The sequence below is a fragment of the Variovorax sp. RKNM96 genome (assembly GCF_017161115.1).
GTDB lineage: Bacteria > Pseudomonadota > Gammaproteobacteria > Burkholderiales > Burkholderiaceae_C > Variovorax.
In genome coordinates this window covers 2808282-2834041 of record NZ_CP046508.1, presented here as the reverse complement: position 1 = coordinate 2834041, position 25760 = coordinate 2808282, and the positions used below count along the sequence as shown (strand labels likewise).

Sequence of the window (25760 nt, the reverse complement as noted above, 5' to 3'; positions counted from 1 at the left end):
TCCTCCGCTCGGCAACCCTCAGCCCCTGCCAAATACTTCACGTTTTTAAGTGTGTCCTACGCGAACAGCCTATTTTTGGCTTACAGCCCATAACAACCACTCCACCGACGATCGAGGGGCTGTCACGCAACAGGGCCGCATAGAAGAAGAGCTCTCTGTTTCGTCCTTAGAGCGCCCCACAGGGGCTCCTCGAACCCGCTTCGGCGGGTATTTTTTTGCCCGAACGGTTCTGGCCTGCCGACGCTGCGTTTCACAATGCTTGCAGCGGCGACAACCACCTGCCCTGCCCAGCCGGTCCCCTGGCGTTGCGAGGAATGACGATGAGCTTTCACTTTTATCTTTACCGCGCGCCCGCAGGCAGCGGGCCGATGACGCGTTGGGAGCGCATGCTCGCCGAGCCGCTCGGAACGGTCGGCGAAGTGAAGGAGCAGTTGGCGGCACTGTTCCCGCAAGTGAACTGGACGCGGCACCAGTCACCACTCGACGCGACCAGTGACGAACGTGAAACCTGGTTCGGAATGGGCCCGCATGGCGCCGCCCTGCCCTATATCGACATCCTGCTCAATGAAGACGCGCCCGGGCAGGTTCATTTCGTCGTCCTGAACAAGGCACCGCCGTCCGTCATGCGCCAGATCGTGTCCGCGCTGTCGCTCAGCGATGTCAGCGCGCCCGAATCCGGCGATCTGGTCGACCTCGACGGGTACACGGACGAGGATCGCTACTTCGCGAAGAAGCCATGGCCGTGAAGGACCGGAACGAGGGCTTCAAGCCGACTCCTCCCAGAAGTCTCCTAATTCGGCGCCCATGATGGTGCTGCCCGTCGCTTCCTGCTGCGACGGGTTCCTCCCTCCGGCCCCACGCAAGTACGGGCCATTCAGCCCGCCTCGTTGCGGGCTTCTTTTTTTGCGTGCCGGGGTGCCGCTTTCGACATGGCCATGCCCCAGCCGGAATTGGCCGTGTGCGCTTGAGAAAGGGGTTGTTGTCGGGGTCGAAGAGATGGAGCGGGTGAAGGGAATCGAACCCTCGTATGAAGCTTGGGAAGCTGCCGTTCTGCCATTGAACTACACCCGCAGCAGGCGCGGATTCTACCGTCAGTCCCGATGGTCACCCGGTGGCGGTCTTCCAAGCTGGGACGGCTTCCATGACGACCCGACGGCTTTGAACTGTTCGAGAGTCTTCGAGACGGTCTCGCAGCGGTCAAGAGCGATCAGACATGACGGGGCGACTACAGGTGTCGGTCATCTTGATCGGGAGTTGGTTGGACATGACCGATGGTTATTGAGCGCGTGAGCCCGCTTCTTCCAGATCACGGGCATTTTTGCAAGGCACCACAACATGCGCCGCCCTTTTCTTAACAATCCAAATAGGCTATTTTTCCAGTACCTGTTAATACATGGCACGTGCGGGAACACTCCTTTCCATGCACCGATTCACGGCGCATCTCAACCCCGGTTGAGTCATCCAACGAAAGGAGTTTTCAATGAAAGCAAACACCACCACGACCCTCGCGCCAACGCATGCTCATGGAGCAGCAGCATGAACTGGCCACACAGAAAACTGGATCCGATGCCCGAACTTCGCAAGCGCTTCATCAACGGCATCCGAGGGCAGATCAAGCGCCTTGACAAATTGTCGACAAAGCCGTCCTCCCGAGATTGGTTCGAGATACTGGAGGAGAAAAATGGGTCCGGCCTCAAAAAGTGTGTTGCGTGGCTGCGCAACGGCTCGAAATTCATGCCTCTTGCAGAAGGAGCGACGTACATGAAGTTCGACTCCACGTACGCTGTGACCGATTTCTACCGCGCGGCGATGCATGCGTGTGAGCGAGGGGAACTGGACGAATTTCTCGTCGCTAGCTCGGCTAAAGCGCGGCGAGAATGATTGGTAGGAGGCGGCGCGCCTCCTCAACCGTGAACGGCCCAGTCTTGTACTGGGCCGTCGTCGTATCAGCGCCCGAAGAGCTTCTTGATGATCGTCGGTCCGATCAGAGCCGTCAAAAACGGATGGCGATTCACCAGCTTCTTGCCCTGCGCATATGCACTGGATTCCTCCACCGTGTCCGCGACGTTGTCGATGCTATCGATCAGTTTCCGATGATGGTCGTCTTCACGTTCTATACGACGCGTATCCGCCTTCACCGCTGCGTCGATTCCTTGTCGGATGGACCATTCGGTTTCCGTCTCAATCTTGGTTCTTTCTACAACCATACGATCGAAATCAGGATGCCCACGGCCGTAGAGGCGTGTGACGAATTCCTCCGCCTTCTGCCTCGCATCGTCTTCATAGAGGTCCATCGCCTCATGGTCCATCAGGTGATTGAGTCGGTCTTCGTAGAAGTCCAACTCCCTTTCGCCCATCTGGAAGCCCCTGACCAAGGTCGACAGCTCTTCCGAGGTTCTGCACTGCAGAACTGCCTGCTCGAACGGGATCCCGTTGATGGTGTTCATTGCGCCTTCCCCACCGAAACGACCCGCCCCTTCATGAGCACGCTTTGTGGGTCCATCGAACACACGACGATCTTGGCGATGTTGTCTTTCCCACCGTCAGCGATCAGTTCAAGCCGCTTCTTCTGACCGGGCATTAACCCACGGGTCGAAAGCATCACGGGTGAGCCGAGCTGAGTGCCATCCTTGTCATATGACCATGCGCTCATATTGCCCGACAGCGCAACCTGAGCTTCGTTTTCGATGGTGCAGGTCGGGTACAGCGTTCCCGCCGCGCAGGCCGATATCTTGATGGGCTCTGCACATAGGGCTACCTCTTGATAGACCTTCTTGGGTTCGAAGCACCCTGAAAGCGAAACGATGCCGATGGCCGCAGCCACGGTGAAGACGGTTCTCATGGATTGAAGTTCTCCTCGATGCATTGACTTGATATGCGCCTCGACGCGAGGGCGAACCTCGCATCAGAACCACGACCGGTGGTCGCGATGCCGTCCAAGTAGCCGGCTCCCTCACTTTCCCGGCGTTCTTCGATACATTCAACGACAATCGCGGTACATGGACCGTGGCTTCATATGCATCATATCCGCAACGATCAGGGGGTGCCAAACCTGTCCAGCCACCGCCAAGATCCACAGCTAGTGGCCCTAGGCATGGCTATTCGGCGCATTCGTCAAGCGAGCGACATTTCGCAGGAAAAGCTCGCCCTGACTGCGGAGCTAGATCGCAGCTATGTTGGGCGTGTTGAACGAGGGGATAACAACGTCGCTGTCCTGACGTTGTCGCGGGTGGCCGCCGCTTTGGGGGTCACGATGAGTGAGCTTCTGATCGAGGCAGGTCTGTAGAGACCGTCGGGAAATTCAAGGAATCAAATGAGTGATCGTCTTTTCGTATCAGTGCTCGGTAACCGCAATACGGGTAAAACGAAAACGTGGCACACGCTCTTTGATGCCGATGTCCGAACTGGTAAACACGAGCGTAAGCTTTACCTGAACAAAGCTCAGTGGGTCAGCGTGTTTCTCGTGAGCGGATCTCCCGAAGAGAGGAAGATGCCCATACAAGAAATGTTGGGTGGCGCGTTGCCCAGCATCGTCCTGTGTTCAGCTCAGTATCGGGACGAAGCTCGGCAAACCTTCGATCACTTCTTTCAGAACGAATACCAAGTTTTCGTTCAGTGGCTCAACCCGGGTTACCACGATCCGAATGCGTATTCGGACGACCTTTCTTTTGGAAACTACTTGCTCGACAACGGTGCCACTCTCCAAGTACGCAACGGTCGTCGGCCTGCTGAGTCGCGGGTTGGCGAACTTAGGCAACTGATTCTTGGTTGGGCAACTGTGCGAGGGTTGGTGCAAACGGACTTCCCCGCCTGATCACGCTCCATCGCTTTAGATCACGACGACTGACCCTGTAGTCACCCCTCGTGTTCGATCGCCCTTGGCCGCTGCAAGACCGTCTTGATCGCTCTCAACTCGTTCAAAACCGTCGAGATGTCGAGGAAGTGGTCCCACGCCGGACGCCCAAGCTCGGCTGGTCGTGCGATCAAAGCCGATGGATTGGCCGCTGATCGGTAAGAGAAGTCGTACCGAGCCAGAGTCGATTGCTGGAAACGCGCGCCGTTGCGGGCTCTACAGGCATAGGCCCTGAGCTTCAGTAGAAGTGCCGCATCGAACGCAGCCGTTCGCCTTCGAGCCCAAGAGTTTCATCAAAGAGAGCAGCCCAGCCGATGCCGCCATGGCCCGCGAAAAGACGGGCTCGCCCCGATTGATGACACGGGATGGATCTGTTGCGCGGCATTCAAAGGGAGTCCCAGATAGGATTTGCTACAGTTTGTAGCCATTAGTGCTAGCCTTGGCCATCAAGGTCACACCTAAAGACGGGCAGCCGCGTTAAACAGTGCGGCGGAACAGGAGGGACAGTTTGAGTTCTGCAGCATACATCGACGACGGAAGCCACTCCGCCGTCAGTTCGGCATTGGGTTTTTATTACCAATCGCTGTACGGGCTCCTGTCCATCGTAAGAGCGTCTCAGGACGACGCTGCCGTATGTCTTGAGCGTCTTGACGACGTTGAGATCCTCACGAACGGGCAATCGCTTCTATCTCAGCTAAAGCACTCGTTGAGCAATAAGCCAGCGGCGGTCACGCTAAGCTCCGCCGCCCTTTGGAAGACGCTAAAAGCGTGGATCGACGTGCTCCCCGCCGTGAGCCTCAACAACACCCGCTTCCAGCTCGTCACGGTAGCCCCGATTCCGTCAGGAAGTCCTCTGGAGGTCCTTCTTGACGCAACGTCACCTCGCGCGACCCTTTTAGCCCTGCTACATGACGAGGCCCAGCGGGTAGTAGACGAACACCAGGCTGGTAGAGCCGCGGGGAAGCATCCTGTTCCGCATGCCGATCGCGTCGCCAGCTGTGCTGCGTATCTGGAGCTCGACCACATCTTTCGGGAGAAGTTTCTCTCTCGAATTACGGTCCAGCCCGCGGCCAGCAATATCATCCAGATCCCGACGGAAATCGCGAAGGAGTTGAAGAGCTTTCCTCCGGAGCGCAGAGAAGCCATCACTGGAAAGCTCATGGAGTGGTGGGACCTTCAGGTCGTCTACTCTTTCTGCGATAAGCGAGACCGGGCCATCTCGATGCTTGAGGTTCAGCAGAAGGTCGCAGAAATCGCCGGTGAGTTGGAGCGTGATGAACTTCTGGCCGACTTCCAGTTCGTCACCCCACCTGGCGACCATATCCCTTCCTCCATGATCGCTCGGCAGCTTCAACTGGTGGGGGGCACCGATGGAGAGGTTCAAGCAGCGGAGCGCGAGGAATGGAGAGCACGGTCTCAGCGCCACAAATGGCTCAATGAGCGCGTGGACATGGCGGTGCGCATCCATCGATACGACCAACTCCTCGCCGAAGCTTGGAGGGACAAACACTGCGTGATGGTGGAGACGCATGCGAATGCCACCGAGGATGCAAAACGCGTCTCTGGACTGGAGATATTCAGGTGGTCCTACAGTCATGCGCACGCGCAGATCCCACCCTTCGCGCACAACTGGAGCACGACCTACTACGTACGAGGAAGCTACCAAGTCTTGGCCGTCGAACAAGAAGTTGGCTGGCACCCTGACTATAAAGCGCTGCTCGCGAAGAAGCCATGATGACCGCACGTGATGTTTTCGCAGAGACAAACCCTGCCTTCTTCTGCGTAGTATTTGCCCAGTTCTGTCGTTCCTATCAACAGGCGCAACCGGTTAAACGGCCCCCAGCGGCGGCGCTTATCTACCTAGTGGTGCCCATCGCAATCTCAGAAGAACTTGCCCACACCTTCGAGGGCTGCAATATAGATACGGGCCTTGCCGTCTGGCTGCATCGCAGTCCGAGGGCCGTTGCTGAGCTCGCAAAGAAAGTCAACTTGACGCTAGAGATCACCACCGCGGCAATCAGGTTTGGCTGCGTCACAGGAACACTGCGCCTGACAGGCGATGGGGATCTGGAGTCCTCCCTGACAAAAATTCCCGCCTCGGTAACGGGCGGTGTTGCTGGCGCAGCACTTAAACGGGCTCGGATGCTTGGAGCATGGGCTGCCGCGATGGGATCTCCCAGAGCAGTTTTGGAAGCATTGGGAGTTTCGGTATGACGCGATGGAACATCGCTAGCATCTTCTTCATCGGTGAAGAAGGGACATTTCGCGCGATCGAGCTGGACCCCGGAAGAGTGAACGTCATCACAGGCGCATCAGGCACGGGCAAGTCTGCGGTTATCAAAGCTCTGGATTATTGCCTTGGCTCCTCTGAATGTCAGTTGCCGGTCTACGTGCGTCGGCGCTGCATGGCTGTCGGCGTAAAGTGGGTCAAAGGCCGGGACGAGATGATTTCGTGTCGCCAAGTTCCTCTTGTCGGCAAGTCTCCAAACGCCTACATGTTCGTGACCACCGGTCGCAACCTTAGGGTCCCTCGCACCGTAGAGCAATTTGAGGGGCGAGGAACAGTTGATGCCAGCAAGGCCAGACTGGGTCAGGCATTCGGAATTGATGCAATGCCGAAGGTGGAAACCGCCACGCATGAGCGGGAATCGCGCGATCGGCCAACACTTCGCCACTTCACGCCCTACGTTTTCGTCACCAAGGAGGTGATCGACAGCGAGACAGTTCTGCTACACGGGCTCGATGACAACCGCAAGGCCTGGCACATAATTTCCGCGATGCCTTACTTCTTGGGTGTCGTTACAGAATCGACAGCGGGAGCGGAGCGGCGCTTGCGACTAGCTCGCAGAGCATTGGAGATCGATATTTCTCGCGAAGATGCACGTCGCACGAAAGACAGCTTGGTTAAGCAGCGATCCCGGGTGCTACTGGGAGAGGCGCAGCAGCTTGGCCTAGTGGAAGGGCCACCAGATGCAGCAGACGAGGCGCAACTCGTTGAAATGCTCCGCAGAGCTTTGTCTCCTTCCTCGCGCGTCCTGCAGTACCCGAGTGCTGATCAGCTTGATAGTTTGCAGGAGCGCCGTCAAACCATGCTGAAGGAGCTAAATCATACGAAGCGGAAGCTCCGTGCTGTGGCCATAACCGCGCAAGAGTCGCACGACTACGAATCTGCGGTAACGAGCCAGCACGAAAAGCTGCGCATCGCAGAGCATCTCCATCTGCTTGAAGTCCCTACCACTTGCCCAATTTGCGAATCTCACACAGAGACAGGCGCACAGTTCGCTTTTGCGATGAAGCGGTCCCTGGAGACAATTCGTTTTGAGACGAGTGCAGTCGGGGTTCTGCGGCCACAGATCAGTGCGGCGGCGGAACAATTGAGCCAACGCGTGGAAGAACTGAGCGGAATGCTCAGGGAGGTCGATGCAGGCATCGCATCCGCGTTGAGTCAAATTGCAGAGTCCAAGCGTTTCACTGATCTAGCCCAGATACATGCCTACTTTCGGGGCAAGGCGTCGTACTTCTTGGAGACGATCGATGACCAACTTCATCGGCCGGCAAAAGACCTGACGAAACAACAAGAAGAGATCGCCGAACTCGAGGCCTTGGTTGACGCAGACAACCGCCAGATCCGCATGCGCCGAGCCGAGGCGGCAGTCTCGAGGTTTGCCTCTGAGGCATTCTCGAAACTGCCCAAGGTCGAGCCGTGCGTAGACGCCGAGCTAATCTTTTCGACACAAGGCCCCCAGGTGAAAATCATCGAGGCTGGTCCCGAAGGCGCGGTCCTTTCGATGGCGGATGCAGGTTCGGATCAGAACTGGCTTGCCGTTCACGTGGCACTGGCCTTTGGCTTACAGCGGCACTTCGAGAAGGAGCGCCGGCCTGTACCCGGTTTAGTCGTGATGGATCAGCTGAGTCGACCGTATTTTCCGAACCAAGGCGAGGCAGTACGCGACTCGGACGGCGAAGGCGATGACGACCGCGAAGAGCCTGATGTCAGCGCAGAAGACGATCGCCCGGATGAAGTGTCCATCGGATCTGACGATGAGGACTACTTGGCGATGCGACAGCACATTGACTTTCTTTTCAAAGAAGTTGCGGCGCGCAGCGACCTTCAAGTGCTCTTGCTGGAGCACGCATATTTTCCGAACGACCCGCGCTATGTTGCAGCCACGAAGGAGCGCTGGACACGCGCCTCCGGGAAAGGGCTTATTCCTCGCGACTGGAAGCGTAGAGAACACTGACCTGATCACTCCCGATCAAGATGACCGACACCTGTAGTCGCCCCGTCATGTCTGATCGCTCTTGACCGCTGCGAGACCGTCTCGAAGACTCTCGAACAGTTCAAAGCCGTCGGGTCGTCATGGAAGCCGTCCCAGCTTGGAAGACCGCCACCGGGTGACCATCGGGACTGACGGTAGAATCCGCGCCTGCTGCGGGTGTAGTTCAATGGCAGAACGGCAGCTTCCCAACGGGTGCCTTCGGGCCGACGATTCGACTCGTCATCACATGCTCCGCATGTGAACTCACCTCACCGTCGAAACCTCTCCACTTCGACCGTTTCGGGGACCAGCACCAGGTCTCACCGAAACCAGCCTCAAGGTCTTCATCGTCGTCACGCCCGGACGATCCGAACCTTCCTTTCCATCGATTTTTGACCCTCTTTCCACGGTGGGTCATTTCGGTAGGTAGTCCCGGTGGGTCAGTGGGTTTTCCCCGGGTAAATCCACCGATTAAATCGACGTTTGGGCCTCCCAAATCCGGACGGTACGGGGCCCCACATGGGGGTGAAAAACTGAGCCCCGGAGATAACAGTTTTATTTTTTATATAGACAAAGCATGAACCACTTATCTGCGGTGACCCAATTTTTGGGGTACAGGGATTTTTGGGTGGGCCATGGCCTCTGTCTCGATCACATCGATGCGTTGCCCAGTAGACAGATTCGTGGGACGGTCTTCAAAGTGGCGCAGCGGCTGAGCTGGCTCAGCTCAGCCGTTTGTCGTGAGCGAATAGCTCACGGATCGATTCCATCGGTGCGCGCTCGGTCGGCTTCGATGGCTTCTGATCAGTCGCCATCACTCCCGGTGGCTTCACATGCGCTCTGTACTCAATGAGGACGACATGCTCCTGTTTGACGTTGTCAAAGCCTTGCTTGATGACCTTGACGGTCGATCTCGTTCGTTGGGTGAAGCCGAACATCGTGTCGAGCACGGCTTGCAGTCGGTTCCAGGGTGTGGTGTTGTTCATGTCGTATCGCCTCCTGGCTGTATTTATCGACATGACAAAGGTGGTCTGACCGACAACCCTCCCCAAGAGTCGGCCCAGTCACGAGCCGATGCACCACCTCCCGCAGTTTCCTTCGCTTCCCAAGGCTAGATCAGGAGCTTTGAGAGAAGCGGATGGGGCGTAGAAAAGCACCCGTCAGCGCGTTGCGGCTATGAGGCGCCAACGGATCTGGCCTTGATTGAGCGCATGCTGATGATGATTTTGAGGTGGCAAAGGATCACCATGATTTGAGGCGACGTTATCGCCACAACCTTCACATCGATAAATACCTGAGTAGGGAGCTGGCGTTCCTGGCGTATGAACTGCATCGTACGCTTGATGATTGCTTTGCTGAAAATATTGTTGATACTTAAAGATTGCCATTCACATACTCCGTTATCCAACAAGCTGATTAAAACAAAAAGCAGCCTCTCAAATCTCCACATCGTTATCCAACTCGCACTCATACCTCCAACTCATGTGGCGACACAATCCTTCAAGTCCCGGGAACATGGTTTGCGCATCGATGCCTAATTTATGAAGCTGCAAAAGCAATCTATTCCGCCTTCCTATCGGAATGGTGAAGCGCGATATTTTTTCCCGGTATTCACGCTGTAACTCCAGTGGGACAAAGCATCGACCGGTTCGATCCGATACTTCATTGAATCGATGGGCCGTGAACCATCCCGACTGCGCCGCCACGCGATGATTGTTTAGCGGAGGCTGAAGAACACGCGTTCGTCGTGTGTTGAAAGGGCCACCTTTTGATTTATCTAATAGCCAAGCCTTGGACACTTCAAAGGAGTATACGTAGGCATGCGTTTGGTGGCTCGAAGGCGTGTCGGCTAGCGCCATCCAAAGTGCCACCAAAGGGTTCGCGCTCCAGTCAAGTAACCGGGTAGCAGCCCCGTGATGCTGTGCAATGCACAATAGATCCCAGTCGTCAATCTCGGAATCGATTAGCATGCTGCCGCGCTGCCTCAATTCTGAAAGAAGTCTCTTTTCAGCCTCGGTCGAGTCATGATCTGGATAGTTGCGTGCCACCTTGGGTAGCAGTGGACGATCAACAGATTGCCCGCGGTATAAGATAAAAGAACCGCGAGGCTGCGCGGCCGCATGTGCAACGAGCGACTCGACGCCGCGAAAAGCAAGATCTTCCATGACGTTCAGTTAATTCAAATTGCCTTGTTCAGAGACTCGAATAAAGCGACGAATCGCTTTTGCACGTCAACGGCGATGGTCTTTGGAGGAGTTGCACCAAATTTCGCTGCAACCGCATAATGATTAAAGCCTCCAGAAGGCCGCACCTTAACCGCTTTGGAATCAAGCCAACGCTCTATTCGATTGACAATCCGATCCCCCTTCGGGAGATCTGACACCTTCAACACCAAGCCATTTAACTGTTTGGAGTAAGTAATGTTAAAATAGTCAATGTACATTGCAGGATCGAATAAATCCTCTATATCTGTTGCAACCGTATTTTGGCCAAGCTTCTCTATATCTCGATATTGCGAGACATTAAACACTGATTTTTGTGCGAGGATTTTTTGACGAATTAAGTCATCCAGCCGTTGATCAGTACTGCCGCTGTAGTCGTGAAGAATTGCTAACTTAAGACCATTTGCTCCCAGAAGCGATACAAACGTCACGACGTTGCCAAGTCCACCTACAGGAACAATAGTGGCGTCTTGCCTCAGCCCTTCTCCGCCACCAGCTTCAACGAGGGCGGACATCACCTGCAAGTAGGTCAACTCGGATGGGCCTTCAACCAAAATGTTGCGCTTGCCTATGAAGAGGTTTTGCGCGACTGTCCACCCAAGAGCCGCCTGCAGCGGAAAGATGGTTCGCTCGTCCGAACCGGATAGATTTGCCGAAATTACGGTACCTATTTTCTCTTTATCTTCGACCATACGCACTTGATGCAGCCTGTCTGAATGCACCATAAACGGTGAGTGTGTCGTATACAGAACCTGATGCTGCTCGGCGAGGGTGTCGATGTATTTGAGAAAATCGCCTTGGGCGAGGGCGTGCAACGCAAGACCTGGTTCATCCAATAGAAGGATGAGATTTGAAGGAGCCTCGGTTCCAGGGGCGGCTAGATGGTCCTGAACACTATCAAACCAGACCAAAAAACTAAAAAACCAGATGAATCCCCTACTGCGTTGATCGAATGGAGTGCTAACTCCGCGATGCCGCCGATTTTTTATTCGCAAATAGAGATTCGGACCGTTATTAAATGGAGATTCATCCTTGATATCTTCTTTAATGTCTACCTCAACCTCCAGATCTTCATTCTGTTTCCAAAATTCTAGGACCTGATCTGTTAGGCTAATCGAGACAGCCTCAATCTTCGCCTTCATTTCCTCGTAGCCAGTAGTGCCAGTGAAATCAGTAGGCTCTACGTCGGCCATGCGTAGCAATGCAAGGACGGCCTTATGCTTTGGCTTAATGTGGGTATCAGCGTTATCAGGGTCATCCTTCGCTGCCTGAACTTTCTGGGCTAAGTCAGCGAGATTCAATTTTCCAGGAAGCAAATCGTAGTCACTGAAGTATAAAAACTTCGGGATACGCTTATCTAACTCTCGCCAGAGTTCGTACTGTACGACATTTGTCCAATCAGTTTTTTTTATCCTGGCTTGCAAGGTTGTCAGGAACGCTGTGTCAATATCTGTCCGCTCAATTTCGCCGAGCTTCTCAGCCGCCTCGCGCAATGTCGCTGCTTTACGAACAGTACTAATTGCGTCTGAACTGATTCCAACTGTGGTTGCCAGCTGCGCAATCGCGGAAGCTTCGTCTACTTGTAGGAGAATGGTTTTTATGTTGTTGTATTTGTGTTGAATCGAAAATACAAATCCACTCTTTAGCTGAACGTGCAGGAGTTTATTCAACTCCTTCGCTTCATTTTCGTCCAATTGATATGTCAATTTGGTCGCAACATCTGGTTCAGCGGCATGCCGCTTCATATAGCCGGTGTAGTCTTTACGTGGGTAGTCATCCACGGTCTTGAATTTTTCTGCGCCCATGGCATCCAATGACTTGTGCAGCGCCTTTAGGAAAACGGTCTTTCCAGCCTCATTCATGCCGACAAAGGCAGTCACCGCCGGATCAATGTCCACCACCTGATCCGTATTGATTGAACGAAACTTGCCGACTTCTGCTTTGATGAGCTTCATGTATCTTGCCGTTCTCGGTTATTACGCTAAATGGCTGTCACTACTGCTTACAGCATATTACGTTGTGGACCTAAAATCTCTAGGGCTGCACCCGTATTCAGTCGATTAATGACATCGCGTGCTTTCGACGTGACCTGCCGAGTTTCAAGGTGTGCGTATCGCATCGTCGTTTTGATGTCGGTATGACCGAGCACCTCCCGCACCTCGTAGACGCTCATTCCGTTCTGAATCAGCCGAGACGCATGCGTGTGTCGCAGCGTGTGGATCTTGCTGTCGGCAAGGCCAGCCTTCCGTAGGGCCCTGCGGATCGCAAGACTCGCGTACCCCCTCGGCCCTCCCTTCTTGTTCTCGAAGATGTACCGACCGGCGCTTCCCGCCCGGCGACTGAGGATGCCGAACACCCGATCCGTCATGTACAGAATTGCCTCGTTCTGCACCTTCGGACGCCAGAGGTGAATGGTGCGGTCGTTCATGTCAATCCGTGACCACTCGATGTTGGCAATCTCACTGTAGCGAGCGCCGGTGTCGAGCAACATCACGACGAGGTCGTACGCATCCTGCATGCTGCGCTTCATCTCCGGGATCCGCTCTTCGTATGGAGGCAGCCCCTTGACCTCTCGCCTCGGGTCGAGACACGCGAGCAGTCGCCGTTCCTCTTCATCGGACAGGTAGCGCAGCGGTGACTTCGCCAGTTTGATCTCAGGGAAGTTGAGCTCGGCCGTGCGGTAGCCGAGCTTGGCCGCGTACTTCCAGGCGCTGCGGATCAGGTTGAGGTTGTGGCGGATCGTCTGACCGCTTGCCCCTTCGCCCATCCGATCCCGCTTGAACCGCTCCAGCTCGTGCGAGGTAACTTCGGCCAGCGGCTTGTTAACAGCCATCAGGCGAGTGACGATCTTGGTGCTCGTGACGAGCCCTCGGTGGTTCGGCGTGCCAGCCTTCGATTCGCAAAACTGTGCCATCGCCGCCTTGAGCGTGATTCGCTCCTTCTGACCCAGATGCTGTTCAGCGTGGAGCCGAGCCTTCCAATCCGTCTCGATCTGCTGCGCCGCCTTCTTGTCCGTTGTTCTGGACGACTTGATGTAGGTCTTGCCGCTCATCTGGAACTGGATGTACCAGACCTTGCTGTTGCCGCGTTTGATGATCGACATGGGAGGCCTTTCAGGGGTGTTCGGTAGTGAATTCCCAATGACCATCCCTCCGGTCTTTACCCAGGACAACAGCTTTCGATGTACCGCTGGTCCTCGGCATAAATACCCGCGGACACGGTTGACGACGGCCATAGCCTCCGTTCAGTTCCGACACCCGAGCCTCCCGCTTGAGCAGTCGTCACCTGTCCACTACCCGCCGCGCGGAACTCGGCGATCATTACGATGAGAAGAACGGAGAAGGCATGCGCCCACACATCACTGACCAACGCACCAAGTTGGAATCCACCCCTTGTCCAGATTCGGACACTCGACCGCGCTCATCGGCGCTGCATGACGACGCTCAGCCGGAATCCAGTCCATTCCATCGAGGCAACCACGAGGGCCATCGCACATGCTGATCGCGATCAACCGTCACCTCGTCAACAAGGCCTCCGGTGAAGAACTGGCGCAGGCCAACGGTCAGTTCGAAAACCTCGATGTCACCCCCTCGGAACTCGCGAAGCTGATCGACCACGGATTCGCTTTCTGCGCTCAGCACAATGGTGGATGGCGAGCGTCCAAGAACTTCACGGTCTCCGGCTTCCTGGCCGTGGATATCGATCACGGCCTGAGCGTCGAGACCGTGCTGAATGACCCGTATTTCTTGCAGTATGGAAGTCTGCTCTACACCACGCCGAGCCATCAACCCGACGCCCATCGCTTCCGGGTGGTGTTTGAGCTGGAAACGCCTATCTCGGATGGGGAGGAGTTGAAGCGCGCGTTGACCGGATTGATCGTCAGATTCGGTGCGGACGGCGCATGCAAGGATCCGTGCCGACTGTTTTTTGGCTCCAAGGATTCGCATCCAGTCGTCATCGGCAAGTGCCTTCCCGCAACCGAGGTTGAGGCGCTTCAGGTCCGCGCCGAGGAGAGCCGTGCCCGTTCGGCATCGGGCGGCGATTCCAACAAGGGAATCCCCAGTGCGGTGCGTTCTCGGCTCACGGTCGCTACCGATACGACCGTCCGAACGGCGCATGGAGGAGCGACATTGCTTCGCGATCTCCCCCCACGCACCAGCATCTTCTGCCCGCAACACATCGACAACCGACCCAGTGCTTTCACCCTGCGCAACCGCCATGACGTCCCGGGCTTGTCGTGCAGTGCTTGCAACGCAACCTTCTTCGTGGATGACGGCTCTGGCGTTCGACATTCGTCCTACCGGTTCGACTACCACTGGGATTCGATCCTGGCGCTGAACTACGAGCAGTACAGCAATCACATGGATCATTACGGCAACATCGACATGTCGGCCGTTCTGGGTGGGCGCGTTCGCCAGTGGAGCGAAGTACGGTACTTACCTTACGACGAAGCGACTCCTGAGCTACTTCCACAGTTCGATCATGTTCCGCCGCAGTCGGGTGTGGTCATGGGCGAGCAACTCGTCGGCTACGAATTCAAGGCGCGCGCCGAAATCACGCTCGTCAAGAGTCCGAAGGGCAGCGGCAAGACAGAATGGCTCAAGCAGTTGGTCCACGACGCAACGACCACCGACCTGTCGGTCCTGCTGATCGGCCACCGCCGTGCCTTGATCTCATCCACAGCGGAGCGGATCGGCCTGACGAGCTATCTGGCTTCTCGCGAGGACGAAGAGGACGATACCGCGCCGCGCTCGGACTATCGCATTCCCAACCGTCGCTACGCGGTGTGCGTGGACAGCTTGGACAAGCTCAACACCCAGTTCGATCACTACGACATTGTTGTGATCGACGAGGTGGAGCAAGTCATCGCGCATCTGTTGTCGGCGACTTTGCGCGAGCATCGCCGAGAAGCGCTGATGCGGTTTCAGTACTACCTCAAGCAAGCGGGAGCGCTGTACCTTCTTGATGCCGACTTGAACCGCGTCACGATCAATGTTCTAGACGCCATGCTGGATGACGACCGCGACCGCAGCTTTCAAGTGTTGTTGAACTGGTGGCAACCCGACAACCGCACCGTGCACCTCTACGAAGGCACGAAGCCGGACCCGCTGACCGGGGAACTAATCGGTAGTCTTGCGCGCGGTGAGCGCTGCTTCGTGTGCTCCAACTCGAAGGAATTCGTTGACCGCCTGGAAGGCGAAGTGGTGACGCGATTCGGTACCAACATCAAGGCGCTGAAGATCACCTCGGACAACTCTCAGAAGCCAGAGATTCAAGCGATCGTCAGAAACATCCGGACGCGGGCGCTGGACTATGACGTGATCTTCACATCGCCCGCGCTCGGAACGGGCATCGACATCACGTTCGACGACGATGCGCCGTTGATCGATACCGTGTATGGATTCTTTCAGGCACGGATCAACACGCACTTCGATATCGATCAGCAACTCTCGCGTGTGCGTAACCCGAAACGCGTCAACGTGTGGGTCTCTCCGCAGGAGTTTCAGTTCGAAACGGACGAAGAAGCGATCAAAGCGGAATTGCTAGCCTCTGGCACGGAACACCGACAACTGCTCAGTATCAAGAGCGACGGAAAGCTGGTCTATGACGACCTTTACGACACGGTCTATGCCTCGGTCACCGCCAGCGAGCGAGCGTCGAAGAACCGTTTGCGTCAAAATTTCATCGAACTCCGGCAGAGCAATGGATGGAAGATCGAGACGGGGACTGTCGACAGGGACACTGCGCAGCTAGGGAAAGAGGTTGGCAAGGCGGGCAAGGAGGCATTGCAGCGCGAGAGGTTCGAGCAGATTCTGGCGGCTCCGCAGATCATGACCGCACGCTACGAAGCCCTGCAGACTGCGGAGCGCAACGAAAAACTCAAGGATACGGACAAGCCGGCAATGCGTCGCTACGAGATCGAAGCGTTCTACCGCTGCGATGCCACTCCCGAACTGCTGGAGGCAGATGACGAGGGAAAACTTCGAGAAGCTGTCCGGCGCTTCGAGATGCTGATGGACAACGATGAGGAGCTGCGAAAAAAGGACAGTTGGGAATCCCATGCGCTGGCGCCGGACCAAGGGCAACTTCTCTTGAAGAAAAAACTGCTCGTAGACATGTTTACGACAGCAAGCATCATGCGCGACGGCGTATTCGATGCGGAGGTGGAGATCGAGAGTGCTCAACTGCGGGCATTCGCCGAGGAAGTACGGAAGCGAAAGGTCCAGATCGAACGCTACTTCAGCATGCCGGTGCGAGCGGACGTAGCAAAGAAACCCATTCGCCAGTTGCAGGATCTACTGGCCTGGCTAGGCCTTTCATTTCCGAAACGGCGGATCGAACAAAGCGGCAAGACGAAACGCTACTTTTATGGTCTCGATGCCGATCGACTTCGGACAGTTTCCGATTGGGTTGACGTACACAAGGATCCGCATCAATCGGAGTCTTGGCGCGCGCGGCGAGACTATGAAGCGTTGCCGGACGAGGCGGTATCCACTCCAGGAAATCCCGCCGATACCAGCGATCCGCTGGACAGACCAGCAAGGAAAGATGTGCAGCCGTCCGAGGTTTGAACGGGCTGCACTCGCATTGCTCAGCTCTTTGCGGCGGCTGTGGCGGCGTCCTTGGCCGCCTTGCGGCGCACGTTGTACCAGTACGTGAGCGCGCCTTTGTCGGTGAGGGTTGCGCCCTCGACAAAGGCGGCGACGATCACTTCCTTCGGTTCGTCCTTGATCGCGCCGAAGATCGCACGGGCGGCATCGGCCTTGGACTTACCCTCCGCGATCAACGCCTTGCCTTGATCAATCGCTGTGCGGATCGCTGGCTTGTTCAGATCGATCTCGATCGGTTCTGACGACTGCGAGGAAGACTTGATCGCCCCGGTTTCGTTCTCGACGGTCTCAGCTTGTTCAGTGGTCACGGCGGGCTTCTTTCCCATGGTAGGTGCTCCAGAGTTGTTGGACGATGTGGCTCGCCTTGGCAGGCGGCATGGTCTCGAAGCCCGGAATGTTTTCGAACAAATCCAGCATCGCCTCTGCAAACTCGTCATGCGACAACGCCGGGCCGAACTGCTCATCGATGATCGCGAGCAGCGTGGTGCGTTCGTCTTCCGACAGGGTGTGCGTGGCGATGTTTTTCTTGACCATGCGCACACCATCCCGCCGAAAACGAGATCGGACAACAGGGGTGGAACGATAAATACGGGTGCAGAACTCACACGGGAGACGGAACATGCACCTCGATATCAACGACTACACCCAGAACCAGATTCAGTCGGCACTCGCCGCAAATATTCAGACGGCCATCGCGCTATGGGAAGCCAGGGACTGGCAGACCTACCGGTCCATGCGCGATGTGCTGCTTGCTCTGATCCGCTCAGGGCGCGGTGATGAGGTCGGCATCGAGCAGATGCAGTTCATCTACTTCATTGGCACGTACCTGCGACGCCGCTTCCCGGGTCAGATGCCAGATTGGAAGGCGTTCACTGCGGAGTTGCCGGCGTCCCACCCGATCGGAGACAAGGCGTGGAAGATCGCGACCGAGGGCGCTTTCTTTGAGGAAGAAATCTAAGTGGACTTAAGAGGCTGGTTCAGCACGACTGGTTCGATCATCATGGAGCAATTGCGTTGCGCGAAGGTGCGAGAAATCTCCAGGCGCGTCGCTCGAAATCGTCACACCTAGCGAACCTCATCGAGCACGTCGCGCCCTCAACTCCCGCATCGATTGCGATGCCCGTGGGTTTCGAACCCAGTCTGCGTGAAGCTCCAGCATGCCTCGACTAGGGTGCAGCGACAACTTGGTTTTGTTAGGTGGCAGGAGCTTTCCTGGCAGACCTTGTAGAGCGGCAATGTCAACTTCCGCAGGTGTCAGAACTATCCAAAAATAGAACCCGTAAAGCGCGACAAGACGCAATGTCGCGCCAGGCAGGGGGTCTGCGGGCGTTTCCACCCTGGCGCATCGGATTGATGCAGCGGGGATTTCTTTCATGGCGTTGCTACCCGGCGACCACTTGGGATTCGGAGAGGCGTGAATAAGCTCAAGGCATACCCGCACTTCGGATGGCGGCTCACCACCTTCCAGGATGAAGCCTGCATAGTTCGATAGCACGCCGACGTCCGAATCATTGGCTCTGGCGGTATTGAATGAAATCTTGAGCAGCCAACGGAGCAGTCTCTCGTAGTCATAAACAAATGTTCGTGATTTTCGACAGGCCACTGGGTGGCAGAACTGCGTATCGAACAGATGACAGATGTAAGCATCGAGTCCGCTCAACGGACCGTTGTTGCAATCTGCGCAGACGTCTTTGATCGTCAACTCCGCATCGATGAACTTTTCGAGTCTTCCGAAGTAACTTGTATTGATCCCTTTGGCGCGCGCGATGATGCCCCCTGGCCAGATGTGTTCCCTGGTAAGGGGGCCTTCTTTGGCGCAATATGCGCATAAGCGCGTGGAGTTCATATTCGCTAGGGAATGGGTTGGGGTCTGATCATGACTATCGAACCGCTCTGAGTACTTCGAATCAGTACACCGGGAACTGCCCCTTCTCGACGTTCTGGATCATCGTCTTCGCGCGCTTGATCATCCGCGAAGCGGTGATCGACATCAATTCCCTCTTGGCCGCCGCTTCTCGGCTGTGGTCGTTCACGTCTTCCACGATGTAGCCGGGTGAAATCTTAGCGAGCGCACCGATTTCATACAGCTTTCGCCGTGCTGCATGAGGACGCCGCTGGTTCTCCAGCCACAGGTCATAGCACTTCAACATTTTTCCGATCACGGCTTTGTTCGGAACCCGCGCCAACGGAAAGTCCACTAGCGTCTGGTCAATCTTCGGTCGTCCTGCCTTGTTCTTCGCAAGCGCCCGAACGAGCTTGCCGAAGTCCCGGATGAGGATCGAAGTGGGCGTGTAGAGGTTGATGTACAGCAGCTTCACACTTGGGTCATCACCGTACTCGCCCCACCATTCGTTTGCCTCATGTTCATCGTCAACGGTATCGACCGTGAACGCTTCGACGATGAAGCAATCCTTGGACTCCTCCCACCACTGTTCGAACGCCAGTCCGTCTGCCGCACCAAAGAACGATCGCACCTTCTTCGACCACTTCTTGCGGTCACTGCGTTGAAGGGCCTCGTACCAGAGACGGTATGCGGAGAGATCAGTCATGCAGGAATCTTAACAAACCAAATGAATTGGTTAATTACTACGGTGTTAATGCGGCGCTGTCAGCGGTTCAATACACCCATGCCTTGATTCACAGGGCATCCCAGCGAACCTGGGTATCTTTACTTTCATAGGAGTTTTAATATGTCATTCCTCGATAACCTCGCTTCCTTCGGTACCGTTGAAACCACCCGGTCCTACTCGTACTCGAAGCATCTCGATCCCGTTCAGCGCCTGCGGATGAACTTCATTCAGAACGCGAAACGCCAGGTTGCAGACCTGAAGAGCGGTACACCTCTGTCAACCAACGCATGGATTTCCAAGAAGGCGGTCGGAGGTGGGCGCTTCCAGTACAAGGTATCGCTTCGAGTCGGACCGAAGCTGGTTAAGTTGCCCGGCGGCACTCACGTGAAAATCGATTCGCAGGACAACGTGATCCGATTCCTGGAGGGAATCATTCAAGCTTGTGAAGACGGTGAGCTGGACCATTTGCTCCAAGAGACAGCAGGCAAGGGTAAGGACGCAGAGCAGCCCGACGCCGATGAAGCGCTGATGAGCAACTGATCGTGATCACACGCCCCCTGCAATGCGGGGTGGCCTTTTCATCCCGTGAAGCGACCCAGCCGAGAGGCTGCAGTCGCTTTTCTCATTGCGCGAGCGAGGACCTGAAGCCAAGCTTTGGGATTGGCTGGCCGTAAAGAGAAAACTCCGGTATAGAGAGCGGCTCAACGAAGCCGTGTTCGACGGCGCCGGCCTTGATCTCTTCGCGCAGGCCGACAAGCAGTTGGCCGAGGACGTTCTGGCCCTTCAACGTGTCGTCATCGACAACGAGCGCTCCCCAGAACGGATCCTTGGCGGACTGCTCGACAATCGGCTTGTCCTTGGTCGCCAGCAGGAAGCGGCTGAACTCGGTCCGGTTCATCGCGAGCTTCGTCCGCAAGCACCACTCCATGATTGCCACACGCTGCTCATCCCAATCCGCACGAGAACTGCTCTTTCGATGCGGCTTCGATTTCATCTTCGCGGCCATCGGGCTGGCTTCGCTGAGGATCGCCTTCTGGATATCGGGAAGGTGCGGGTAGCGGCACGCTTGATACAGCGCTTCGCTCGTCAGGATGTGCGTGCCGTTGATCTTGATCGGATAGCCGGCAGCCATGTTCGAGAGGTCTCCGAACGCTTCCTTCGTTTTGTGGAAAACGACGGCTTCCGAACGCTTGTAAATCTTTGGAGTGGAATCGATGGTGATCATGGAATGAAGAACTCGTCAAGGCGCACCGAGGCTAAACAAACATGGAGCAAGGCATGATCAGGATTGGATTTCCAGCGCAGGAAGGGATCGAACGATTTTCATCGTCTCCAGGCTTACAGTGACTACACGCAGGAAGAGTTCAAGCGGATATCGTGGATTGCCCATCGTTTCCGTCGCCCAATCGTTGGCATCATTGGTGATGCCGCTATCCTTGTCGATCTTCACGCACTGGCGTTCTACAACCCAGTCCAACGCAGGCTTGCCGTTGACCACGTAGTCATAGGCGTCGAGCGGGATGCCAGTCACCGTGATTTTTGTGTTGTAGTGCAGTGTGGTGAGATCCTTATCGCTACCCTTCTTGCCGTATCTCATCTTCTCGACACGGTAGTCGGCATCAGTCAACGATCTACCCTCGCTGCTGAGGGCAACAGCGTACGGCTCTACTGTTTCATAGTTCAGGTGCAGATCGGCCAGTCTGCGGCCTGCTTGCGAAAACATCCAGAAGTCCGTATTCGATTTAACGCATGGTATGCGGGGCAAACCCTTGGTCAGATTGTCGCCATAGCGGTCGCGGTAGTCGGGCGAATGCAGCAGACCGTACACGTAATAGAAGAGGTCTTCCTTGTCGATGGACTCGCCAGGATAGGCCGCCAGAAAATGCGAAAGACTCTCGTCTGTTAGACCGCTTTGGCGCTTTCTTTGAGCCATCGTCGCGCCCTTCCGCACGAATAAGTCATCGGCCGTTCGATTTTCTGGTGCGCCATACACATACATCGGGAGGCATTGTCCCTTTGAAACAAGCTCAAGGTCCGGCAACGTGTCGGAAATTAACGCGCAAAACTCGTTCGTTGAGCCTACGCCCGTTACGCAGATCACCTTATTCTCCGAGGCGCCATCGGGGAAATAGCTCGGCATGAGATGCCGGCTCCAATTCCAAGCCTTACTGGAGTAGACCCACTGTTTTGTAAACGGGCGATAGTGCGACTTAACCAATCCATCCCCGTCGTACGCATGGACTCTTCCCTTCTCGACGTCGTTCAATACATCTGATGTCCACTTGATCCTGCCCTTGTCACGCACGACAAATTGCTCAACATCTATCGTCGTTGAACTACTCAGATATCTGGACACCTCTTGGTTGAAGAAATCAATCATGTCGATGATTCGGCGCTCAGTCTTTGACCTAGAGAAACCATATACCCAGTCGTCTCGATTCGATTTGACGCCCATCGAGTACGTTCTAAAGAGAGCAACGCCGTCCGAATCAGCTTTTCGCCCAACGCGTATGAACTCTTCGAAATCGGCGCTGCGCTGTCCAAACCAGTCCCCATGTCCATCTGGAGTGATCGGCTTCCAACCACCTGCCAGATCGATCCCCGATAGGCTGGAATAGCCCGCGATCTTCTCAAGCTTCTCATCCCGACTCAGATAGTCACCGATGTCGTGGAAATTGATCTTGCCATGCTGAGAGGCCTGCGGGTTCTTTACTAAGATCGAGATGGCAATCGGGGCACGGCTGCCGCCACCAAAAATCTTGCCTCCTTCTTTGCGTGATAGTTCGCCTGCGGTGCGCTGATTCCCACGCAAGTGAAAGACGTAGATGCTGCTGAATTCGTCAGCCAGACATTTGCGCAAGCCATCTGCCGCGTTGGCATCGAGGAAGCTTGCATTTGTGACGAAGCCTATGACTCCACTTTTTCCAATGCGGTCGCTGGCCCATCGGATGGCCCGGATGTATGAGTCATAAATTTTGCTTTTTCCCACCGACTTGGAAGAGCGTGCCACATAAGTTTTGGAAATCCGCTCGTCAAGCAATGGGTACTCGATACTCTTATTGTTGTTGTCGTTCTTGTCGCCAGAAGAGTACGGGGGATTTCCGACGATCACGCGAATATCTAACTTCTTCTGCCGACTGCGGCGGGCACTGTTGTCCACCAACAGTGCGTCCACCAAATCTTCTTTCTCGTACATCTGGAAGGTGTCGGTCAAGCAGATTCCCTCAAAGGGTTGGTACTTGCCCTTCACAATGCTGTGATATACGGCCTCGATGTTGATGGCGGCGATGTAGTAAGCCAGCAGCACAATCTCATTCGCGTGAACTTCGTGCTTGTACTTGTGGGGAAGTTCTTCGGGCGATATGAGCCCGCTCTGCAACAAGCGGGTGACGAATGTGCCGGTGCCGACGAAGGGGTCGATGATGTGAACACCCTTGCTGCCCAGTGTTTGCCCAAACTCGGTTTGCAGGATGTGGTTGACGCTGTGAATGATGAAGTCCACTACCTCAACGGGTGTGTAAACAATGCCCAGCCGCTCAGTCATCCTGGGGAAGGCGTTGCGGAAGAACTTGTCGTAGAGCTCGACGATGATTTTTTGCTTGCCTGTAGCGTTGTCGATCCCCTCAGCGCGAAGCTTCACACTGTCATAGAACGATTGCAGCGTGTCGACCTCCTTGTCCAAACGATGCTCATGCAACACATCCAGGACGTTCTGCATCGCGAGCGACATCGGGTTATGCTGGGCGAAGCTGTAATCGCTAAACAGGGCATCGAACACCGGTTTGGTAATGAGGTGCTGAGCAAGCATCTCGATGATCTCGGCATCTGTGACCTTGCTGTTCAGGTCGTCTCGCAACTCATCTGCGAAGGCGAAGAAAGCACTGCGCTCGGAGGTATTTGTCTGATCCTCAACGATGGCTGCGATGCGGGAAATGTGGGTCCGAGCAATCTTGGCGATGTCGTTTGCCCAATCCTCCCAGTGATGCCGATTGCCGACCTTCTGTACCAGCTTGGCGTAGATGGCCTTCTCGATCTCACCAATTTCAAACGGAAGGTCTTGTTGCGCTTCTTTCCCGTGCCGTTTGACTGGCTCACCAATGGCAAAGGCGCCTTTGGCGGCCGCGCCATTCTGGTCCGCTGTTTTCTTTGCCGCCTTCTTGGCGATCTTGTCAGTGATGGCGATCACTTCCATCTTGCTGGTGTCTTTGCCGATCAGATCGAGCTTGTTGACCATCGCATCGAAGCGATCATCGTGCGAGCGCAAGGCTTGTAGAACCTGCCAGACCACGGCATACGTCTTGTTGTCGCTCAGCGCTTCATGAGGCTCGATGCCAGCGGGGATGACCACCGGCAGAATGACGTAGCCAAGCTTTTTGCCAGGAGCGTTGCGCATGACGCGCCCCACTGATTGAACGACGTCTACCTGCGAGTTCCGGGGAGTAAGGAACAACACGGCATCCAGCGCCGGCACATCTACGCCCTCCGACAGACAACGAACGTTGCTGAGAATGCGGCAAGTGTTTTCGGGAGTCGGTTCCTTCAGCCAAGAAAGCTTTGCTTCTTTCTCGCTAGCATTCATTCCTCCGTCGACGTGGGCGGCTTCGCAGGCCAGTTGCGAGGCGGTTTCCTCGTCTTCGGTTTCTTGATACGCCTCGACAACGGCCTGGAACATTGCCGCAATATTCTTCGAGCTGACCTTATGGGTTCTGGCGCCCTTACTTACCTCGATCACTTGGCAGAAGGCCACGGCGCGCTGCATCGCTTCGCGGTCGCCGGCAAGGTCTTCGCTTAACCCCTGCTTGGACAGAGCCTTCCAGCAGCCTACGATCTTGGCGGCATCATCAACCTTGAGTTGGTTGTTGTCGTCCGCCAGAAGGCCCTGGAGGCGCCGACTGACATGAGCCTCTTCCACGGCAAGCACGATAACCTTGTAGTCCACCAGCAGACCGCGTTTGACGGCCTCGGAGAACGTGATGACAAAAAGCTCCTCGCCATACAGCGCCTTGTCATCCATGGAGCATAAGGTCACGCTATCTCGCTCAGCGGTGGCCTTTGCGCTATCTCCATAGATGCGCGGAGTAGCGGTCATGTAGATCCGCTTGGACGCACGAAGGAAATCGCCATCGTGCACCTTGACGAAGGTGCTTTCATCGTCGCCGTCAAATGTTGCGCCCGTGGTTCGATGCGCTTCATCGCACACAATCAAATCAAAGTCCGCCAAACCGAATTGATGCTGGGCTTGACTGACAACGTCGATGGAGTGATAGGTCCCGAATACAACGCTCATGTGAGAGTCGTCGTGGCGCTTGGCGATCTCTCCGGCCAGCCTTGAGGGCTGAGTTGTGGCGGGGTAGCGTAGTTCGTGAGTGAACGTCTGAACGCTGTCATCCTCCTTCTGGCGCTTCTTCCCGACATCGCTATCGGAGCACACAGCGAAGCTATGCAACGGCGTTGAGCTTTCTTGAGTCCACTCGGTCAAGGTTTGCGACAACAATGACAAACTGGGAACGAGGAATAAGACGCGCTTTCCCTTGCCGGCGAGCGCTTCAGCGATCTTCAAGCTTGTGAAGGTCTTTCCGGTGCCGCATGCCATGATGAGCTTGCCGCGGTCGGCGCCCTGGAGGCCCGTCAAGACCTTGTCGAGCGCTGTGCTTTGATGTGGTCGCAGCGCCTTGAGAGGCTTCAGGACCGGTGCACCGCGTGGCTGGTATTTGGACCAATCGATTTGGCTGTTTTCCAGGTCATACAGGTCGACCTTGTTGACGGGAGGCTGCTGGTCGCGCAAGGCGTCTTCAGCATGATCGCTCCAGTGGTTGGTCGTGCTAATGATGATCCGGCGAGCAAATGGCTTCTTCCCTGATGCGGTAAAGAAGCTGTCGATATCGCTCTTTTGGAGGCGATAGTCTTCAGCATAGAGCTTGCATTGGATGGCGTGAATTTCGCCGGTACCTTGCGTTCTGGCGACAAGATCGATGCCTGCGTCGCGTTTGTCGAGCCCTTGGAGCGTTGCCCACTCGGAGTACGTCCAGACATCGCTGTATAGATCTCGATAAGTTGCCTCGTTGCGCAGATAGCAGACAATTAGCTCTTCGAAGTAGGTGCCTTTCTCACGTTCGGAAGCAGCGGCGTTGCGGTAGGTATTCAGCAGAGTGGAAAGAGCGGTCATCTGGCGTCGTTCAAGGTCGGCGGCTGCCCGGGCAGCCGCCGCCTTTCAAGGGAAAGGGGATGCCGAAGGCGGACTGCCT

23 protein-coding genes and 1 tRNA gene are annotated in these 25760 nt (G+C 55.7%); 10 read left to right on the top strand and 14 right to left on the bottom strand.

What is annotated here, in order from left to right; translation table 11 throughout:
- Positions 1-320 precede the first annotated feature (320 nt).
- Positions 321-746 carry a hypothetical protein gene (locus GNX71_RS13060; RefSeq protein WP_206178706.1) on the top strand — a complete coding sequence of 142 codons (426 nt, stop codon included), beginning with the start codon at positions 321-323 and terminating at the stop codon, positions 744-746.
- 251 nt (positions 747-997) lie between these two features.
- Here GNX71_RS13060 and GNX71_RS13055 read toward each other — a convergent pair.
- Positions 998-1071, bottom strand: a tRNA-Gly gene (locus GNX71_RS13055).
- Positions 1072-1536: 465 nt separating this feature from the next.
- Between GNX71_RS13055 and GNX71_RS13050 the strand changes: the two genes are divergently transcribed.
- Entirely contained in the window at positions 1537-1881 is a 345-nt protein-coding gene (locus GNX71_RS13050; protein WP_206178705.1) for a hypothetical protein, read from the top strand.
- Between the two features lie 65 nt (positions 1882-1946).
- Here the strand turns inward: GNX71_RS13050 and GNX71_RS13045 are convergent, their stop codons facing one another.
- Both GNX71_RS13045 and GNX71_RS13040 read right to left on the bottom strand, forming a co-directional pair.
- Positions 1947-2447, bottom strand: coding sequence for a hypothetical protein (locus tag GNX71_RS13045; protein ID WP_206178704.1), 501 nt, complete (start codon positions 2445-2447; stop codon positions 1947-1949).
- Positions 2444-2842, bottom strand: coding sequence for a hypothetical protein (locus GNX71_RS13040; protein ID WP_206178703.1), 399 nt, complete (start codon positions 2840-2842; stop codon positions 2444-2446). Before GNX71_RS13040 ends, GNX71_RS13045 begins: the two co-directional genes overlap by 4 nt.
- Before the next feature lie 174 nt (positions 2843-3016).
- Here GNX71_RS13040 and GNX71_RS13035 point away from each other — a divergent pair, with 174 nt between their 5' ends.
- From GNX71_RS13035 to GNX71_RS13015, 5 genes are all read left to right on the top strand, one after another.
- Positions 3017-3286: a helix-turn-helix transcriptional regulator gene (locus GNX71_RS13035; RefSeq protein ID WP_241027255.1), complete on the top strand. Its 270-nt coding sequence runs from the start codon at positions 3017-3019 to the stop codon at positions 3284-3286.
- Between the two features lie 27 nt (positions 3287-3313).
- The gene (locus tag GNX71_RS13030; protein WP_206178702.1) at positions 3314-3814 is read left to right on the top strand and encodes a hypothetical protein; all 501 of its coding nucleotides are present in this window, start codon (positions 3314-3316) and stop codon (positions 3812-3814) included.
- Between the two features lie 547 nt (positions 3815-4361).
- Positions 4362-5588, top strand: coding sequence for an ABC-three component system protein (locus GNX71_RS13025; protein ID WP_206178701.1), 1227 nt, complete (start codon positions 4362-4364; stop codon positions 5586-5588).
- Complete coding sequence (locus GNX71_RS13020; RefSeq protein ID WP_206178700.1) at positions 5585-6067, top strand: three component ABC system middle component; 483 nt, start codon at positions 5585-5587, stop codon at positions 6065-6067. The genes GNX71_RS13025 and GNX71_RS13020 overlap by 4 nt, the downstream gene beginning before the upstream one ends.
- Entirely contained in the window at positions 6064-8094 is a 2031-nt protein-coding gene (locus GNX71_RS13015) for a DUF3732 domain-containing protein (protein ID WP_206178699.1), read from the top strand. Before GNX71_RS13020 ends, GNX71_RS13015 begins: the two co-directional genes overlap by 4 nt.
- A 740-nt stretch (positions 8095-8834) precedes the next feature.
- On the opposite strand, the gene GNX71_RS13010 is transcribed toward GNX71_RS13015, so the two are convergent.
- From GNX71_RS13010 to GNX71_RS12990, 5 genes are all read right to left on the bottom strand, one after another.
- Positions 8835-9098, bottom strand: a complete 264-nt coding sequence (locus GNX71_RS13010) for a hypothetical protein (RefSeq protein WP_206178684.1) — start codon at positions 9096-9098, stop codon at positions 8835-8837.
- Between the two features lie 174 nt (positions 9099-9272).
- A complete protein-coding gene (locus GNX71_RS13005) occupies positions 9273-9500 on the bottom strand; it encodes a protein L (protein WP_206178698.1) in 228 nt (75 codons plus the stop codon).
- Positions 9501-9548: 48 nt separating this feature from the next.
- On the bottom strand, positions 9549-10277 hold the full coding sequence (locus GNX71_RS13000) for an FRG domain-containing protein (RefSeq protein ID WP_206178697.1): 729 nt from the start codon (positions 10275-10277) through the stop codon (positions 9549-9551).
- Positions 10278-10291: 14 nt separating this feature from the next.
- Positions 10292-12289 (bottom strand): AAA family ATPase, encoded by a 1998-nt coding sequence (locus tag GNX71_RS12995; RefSeq protein ID WP_206178696.1) that lies wholly within the window; start codon positions 12287-12289, stop codon positions 10292-10294.
- A gap of 47 nt (positions 12290-12336) precedes the next feature.
- A complete protein-coding gene (locus GNX71_RS12990; RefSeq protein ID WP_206178695.1) occupies positions 12337-13437 on the bottom strand; it encodes a site-specific integrase in 1101 nt (366 codons plus the stop codon).
- Positions 13438-13828: 391 nt separating this feature from the next.
- Between GNX71_RS12990 and GNX71_RS12985 the strand changes: the two genes are divergently transcribed.
- Positions 13829-16906, top strand: a complete 3078-nt coding sequence (locus GNX71_RS12985) for a plasmid replication protein, CyRepA1 family (protein WP_206178694.1) — start codon at positions 13829-13831, stop codon at positions 16904-16906.
- Positions 16907-16926: 20 nt separating this feature from the next.
- Here the strand turns inward: GNX71_RS12985 and GNX71_RS12980 are convergent, their stop codons facing one another.
- The gene (locus tag GNX71_RS12980) at positions 16927-17253 is read right to left on the bottom strand and encodes a hypothetical protein (protein ID WP_206178693.1); all 327 of its coding nucleotides are present in this window, start codon (positions 17251-17253) and stop codon (positions 16927-16929) included.
- Positions 17243-17479: a hypothetical protein gene (locus tag GNX71_RS12975; protein WP_206178692.1), complete on the bottom strand. Its 237-nt coding sequence runs from the start codon at positions 17477-17479 to the stop codon at positions 17243-17245. The genes GNX71_RS12980 and GNX71_RS12975 overlap by 11 nt, the downstream gene beginning before the upstream one ends.
- A gap of 85 nt (positions 17480-17564) precedes the next feature.
- On the opposite strand from GNX71_RS12975, the gene GNX71_RS12970 reads away from it, so the two are divergent.
- Positions 17565-17903, top strand: a complete 339-nt coding sequence (locus GNX71_RS12970; RefSeq protein ID WP_206178691.1) for a hypothetical protein — start codon at positions 17565-17567, stop codon at positions 17901-17903.
- A gap of 117 nt (positions 17904-18020) precedes the next feature.
- On the opposite strand, the gene GNX71_RS12965 is transcribed toward GNX71_RS12970, so the two are convergent.
- Together GNX71_RS12965 and GNX71_RS12960 are read right to left on the bottom strand one after the other, a co-directional pair.
- Positions 18021-18791 carry a hypothetical protein gene (locus tag GNX71_RS12965; RefSeq protein ID WP_206178690.1) on the bottom strand — a complete coding sequence of 257 codons (771 nt, stop codon included), beginning with the start codon at positions 18789-18791 and terminating at the stop codon, positions 18021-18023.
- Between the two features lie 61 nt (positions 18792-18852).
- Positions 18853-19494, bottom strand: coding sequence for a hypothetical protein (locus GNX71_RS12960; protein WP_206178689.1), 642 nt, complete (start codon positions 19492-19494; stop codon positions 18853-18855).
- Positions 19495-19635: 141 nt separating this feature from the next.
- Here GNX71_RS12960 and GNX71_RS12955 point away from each other — a divergent pair, with 141 nt between their 5' ends.
- Positions 19636-20055, top strand: a complete 420-nt coding sequence (locus GNX71_RS12955) for a hypothetical protein (protein WP_206178688.1) — start codon at positions 19636-19638, stop codon at positions 20053-20055.
- Between the two features lie 82 nt (positions 20056-20137).
- On the opposite strand, the gene GNX71_RS12950 is transcribed toward GNX71_RS12955, so the two are convergent.
- Positions 20138-20740, bottom strand: coding sequence for an NADAR family protein (locus GNX71_RS12950; RefSeq protein WP_206178687.1), 603 nt, complete (start codon positions 20738-20740; stop codon positions 20138-20140).
- Positions 20741-20797: 57 nt separating this feature from the next.
- Positions 20798-25681, bottom strand: coding sequence for a type ISP restriction/modification enzyme (locus tag GNX71_RS12945; RefSeq protein ID WP_206178686.1), 4884 nt, complete (start codon positions 25679-25681; stop codon positions 20798-20800).
- Positions 25682-25760 lie beyond the last annotated feature (79 nt).

Coding starts and splice junctions, on each gene's coding strand:
- GNX71_RS13035 (WP_241027255.1), top strand. CDS start 3,017: ATGCATCATATCCGCAACGATCAGGGGGTGCCAAACCTGTCCAGCCAC.
- GNX71_RS12975 (WP_206178692.1), bottom strand. CDS start 17,479: ATGGTCAAGAAAAACATCGCCACGCACACCCTGTCGGAAGACGAACGC.
- GNX71_RS13010 (WP_206178684.1), bottom strand. CDS start 9,098: ATGAACAACACCACACCCTGGAACCGACTGCAAGCCGTGCTCGACACG.
- GNX71_RS12985 (WP_206178694.1), top strand. CDS start 13,829: ATGCTGATCGCGATCAACCGTCACCTCGTCAACAAGGCCTCCGGTGAA.
- GNX71_RS13015 (WP_206178699.1), top strand. CDS start 6,064: ATGACGCGATGGAACATCGCTAGCATCTTCTTCATCGGTGAAGAAGGG.
- GNX71_RS13000 (WP_206178697.1), bottom strand. CDS start 10,277: ATGGAAGATCTTGCTTTTCGCGGCGTCGAGTCGCTCGTTGCACATGCG.
- GNX71_RS12945 (WP_206178686.1), bottom strand. CDS start 25,681: ATGACCGCTCTTTCCACTCTGCTGAATACCTACCGCAACGCCGCTGCT.
- GNX71_RS12970 (WP_206178691.1), top strand. CDS start 17,565: ATGCACCTCGATATCAACGACTACACCCAGAACCAGATTCAGTCGGCA.
- GNX71_RS12960 (WP_206178689.1), bottom strand. CDS start 19,494: ATGACTGATCTCTCCGCATACCGTCTCTGGTACGAGGCCCTTCAACGC.
- GNX71_RS13005 (WP_206178698.1), bottom strand. CDS start 9,500: ATGGCAATCTTTAAGTATCAACAATATTTTCAGCAAAGCAATCATCAA.
- GNX71_RS13040 (WP_206178703.1), bottom strand. CDS start 2,842: ATGAGAACCGTCTTCACCGTGGCTGCGGCCATCGGCATCGTTTCGCTT.
- GNX71_RS12995 (WP_206178696.1), bottom strand. CDS start 12,289: ATGAAGCTCATCAAAGCAGAAGTCGGCAAGTTTCGTTCAATCAATACG.
- GNX71_RS13050 (WP_206178705.1), top strand. CDS start 1,537: ATGAACTGGCCACACAGAAAACTGGATCCGATGCCCGAACTTCGCAAG.
- GNX71_RS13020 (WP_206178700.1), top strand. CDS start 5,585: ATGATGACCGCACGTGATGTTTTCGCAGAGACAAACCCTGCCTTCTTC.
- GNX71_RS12955 (WP_206178688.1), top strand. CDS start 19,636: ATGTCATTCCTCGATAACCTCGCTTCCTTCGGTACCGTTGAAACCACC.
- GNX71_RS12965 (WP_206178690.1), bottom strand. CDS start 18,791: ATGAACTCCACGCGCTTATGCGCATATTGCGCCAAAGAAGGCCCCCTT.
- GNX71_RS13045 (WP_206178704.1), bottom strand. CDS start 2,447: ATGAACACCATCAACGGGATCCCGTTCGAGCAGGCAGTTCTGCAGTGC.
- GNX71_RS13060 (WP_206178706.1), top strand. CDS start 321: ATGAGCTTTCACTTTTATCTTTACCGCGCGCCCGCAGGCAGCGGGCCG.
- GNX71_RS13030 (WP_206178702.1), top strand. CDS start 3,314: ATGAGTGATCGTCTTTTCGTATCAGTGCTCGGTAACCGCAATACGGGT.
- GNX71_RS12950 (WP_206178687.1), bottom strand. CDS start 20,740: ATGATCACCATCGATTCCACTCCAAAGATTTACAAGCGTTCGGAAGCC.
- GNX71_RS12990 (WP_206178695.1), bottom strand. CDS start 13,437: ATGTCGATCATCAAACGCGGCAACAGCAAGGTCTGGTACATCCAGTTC.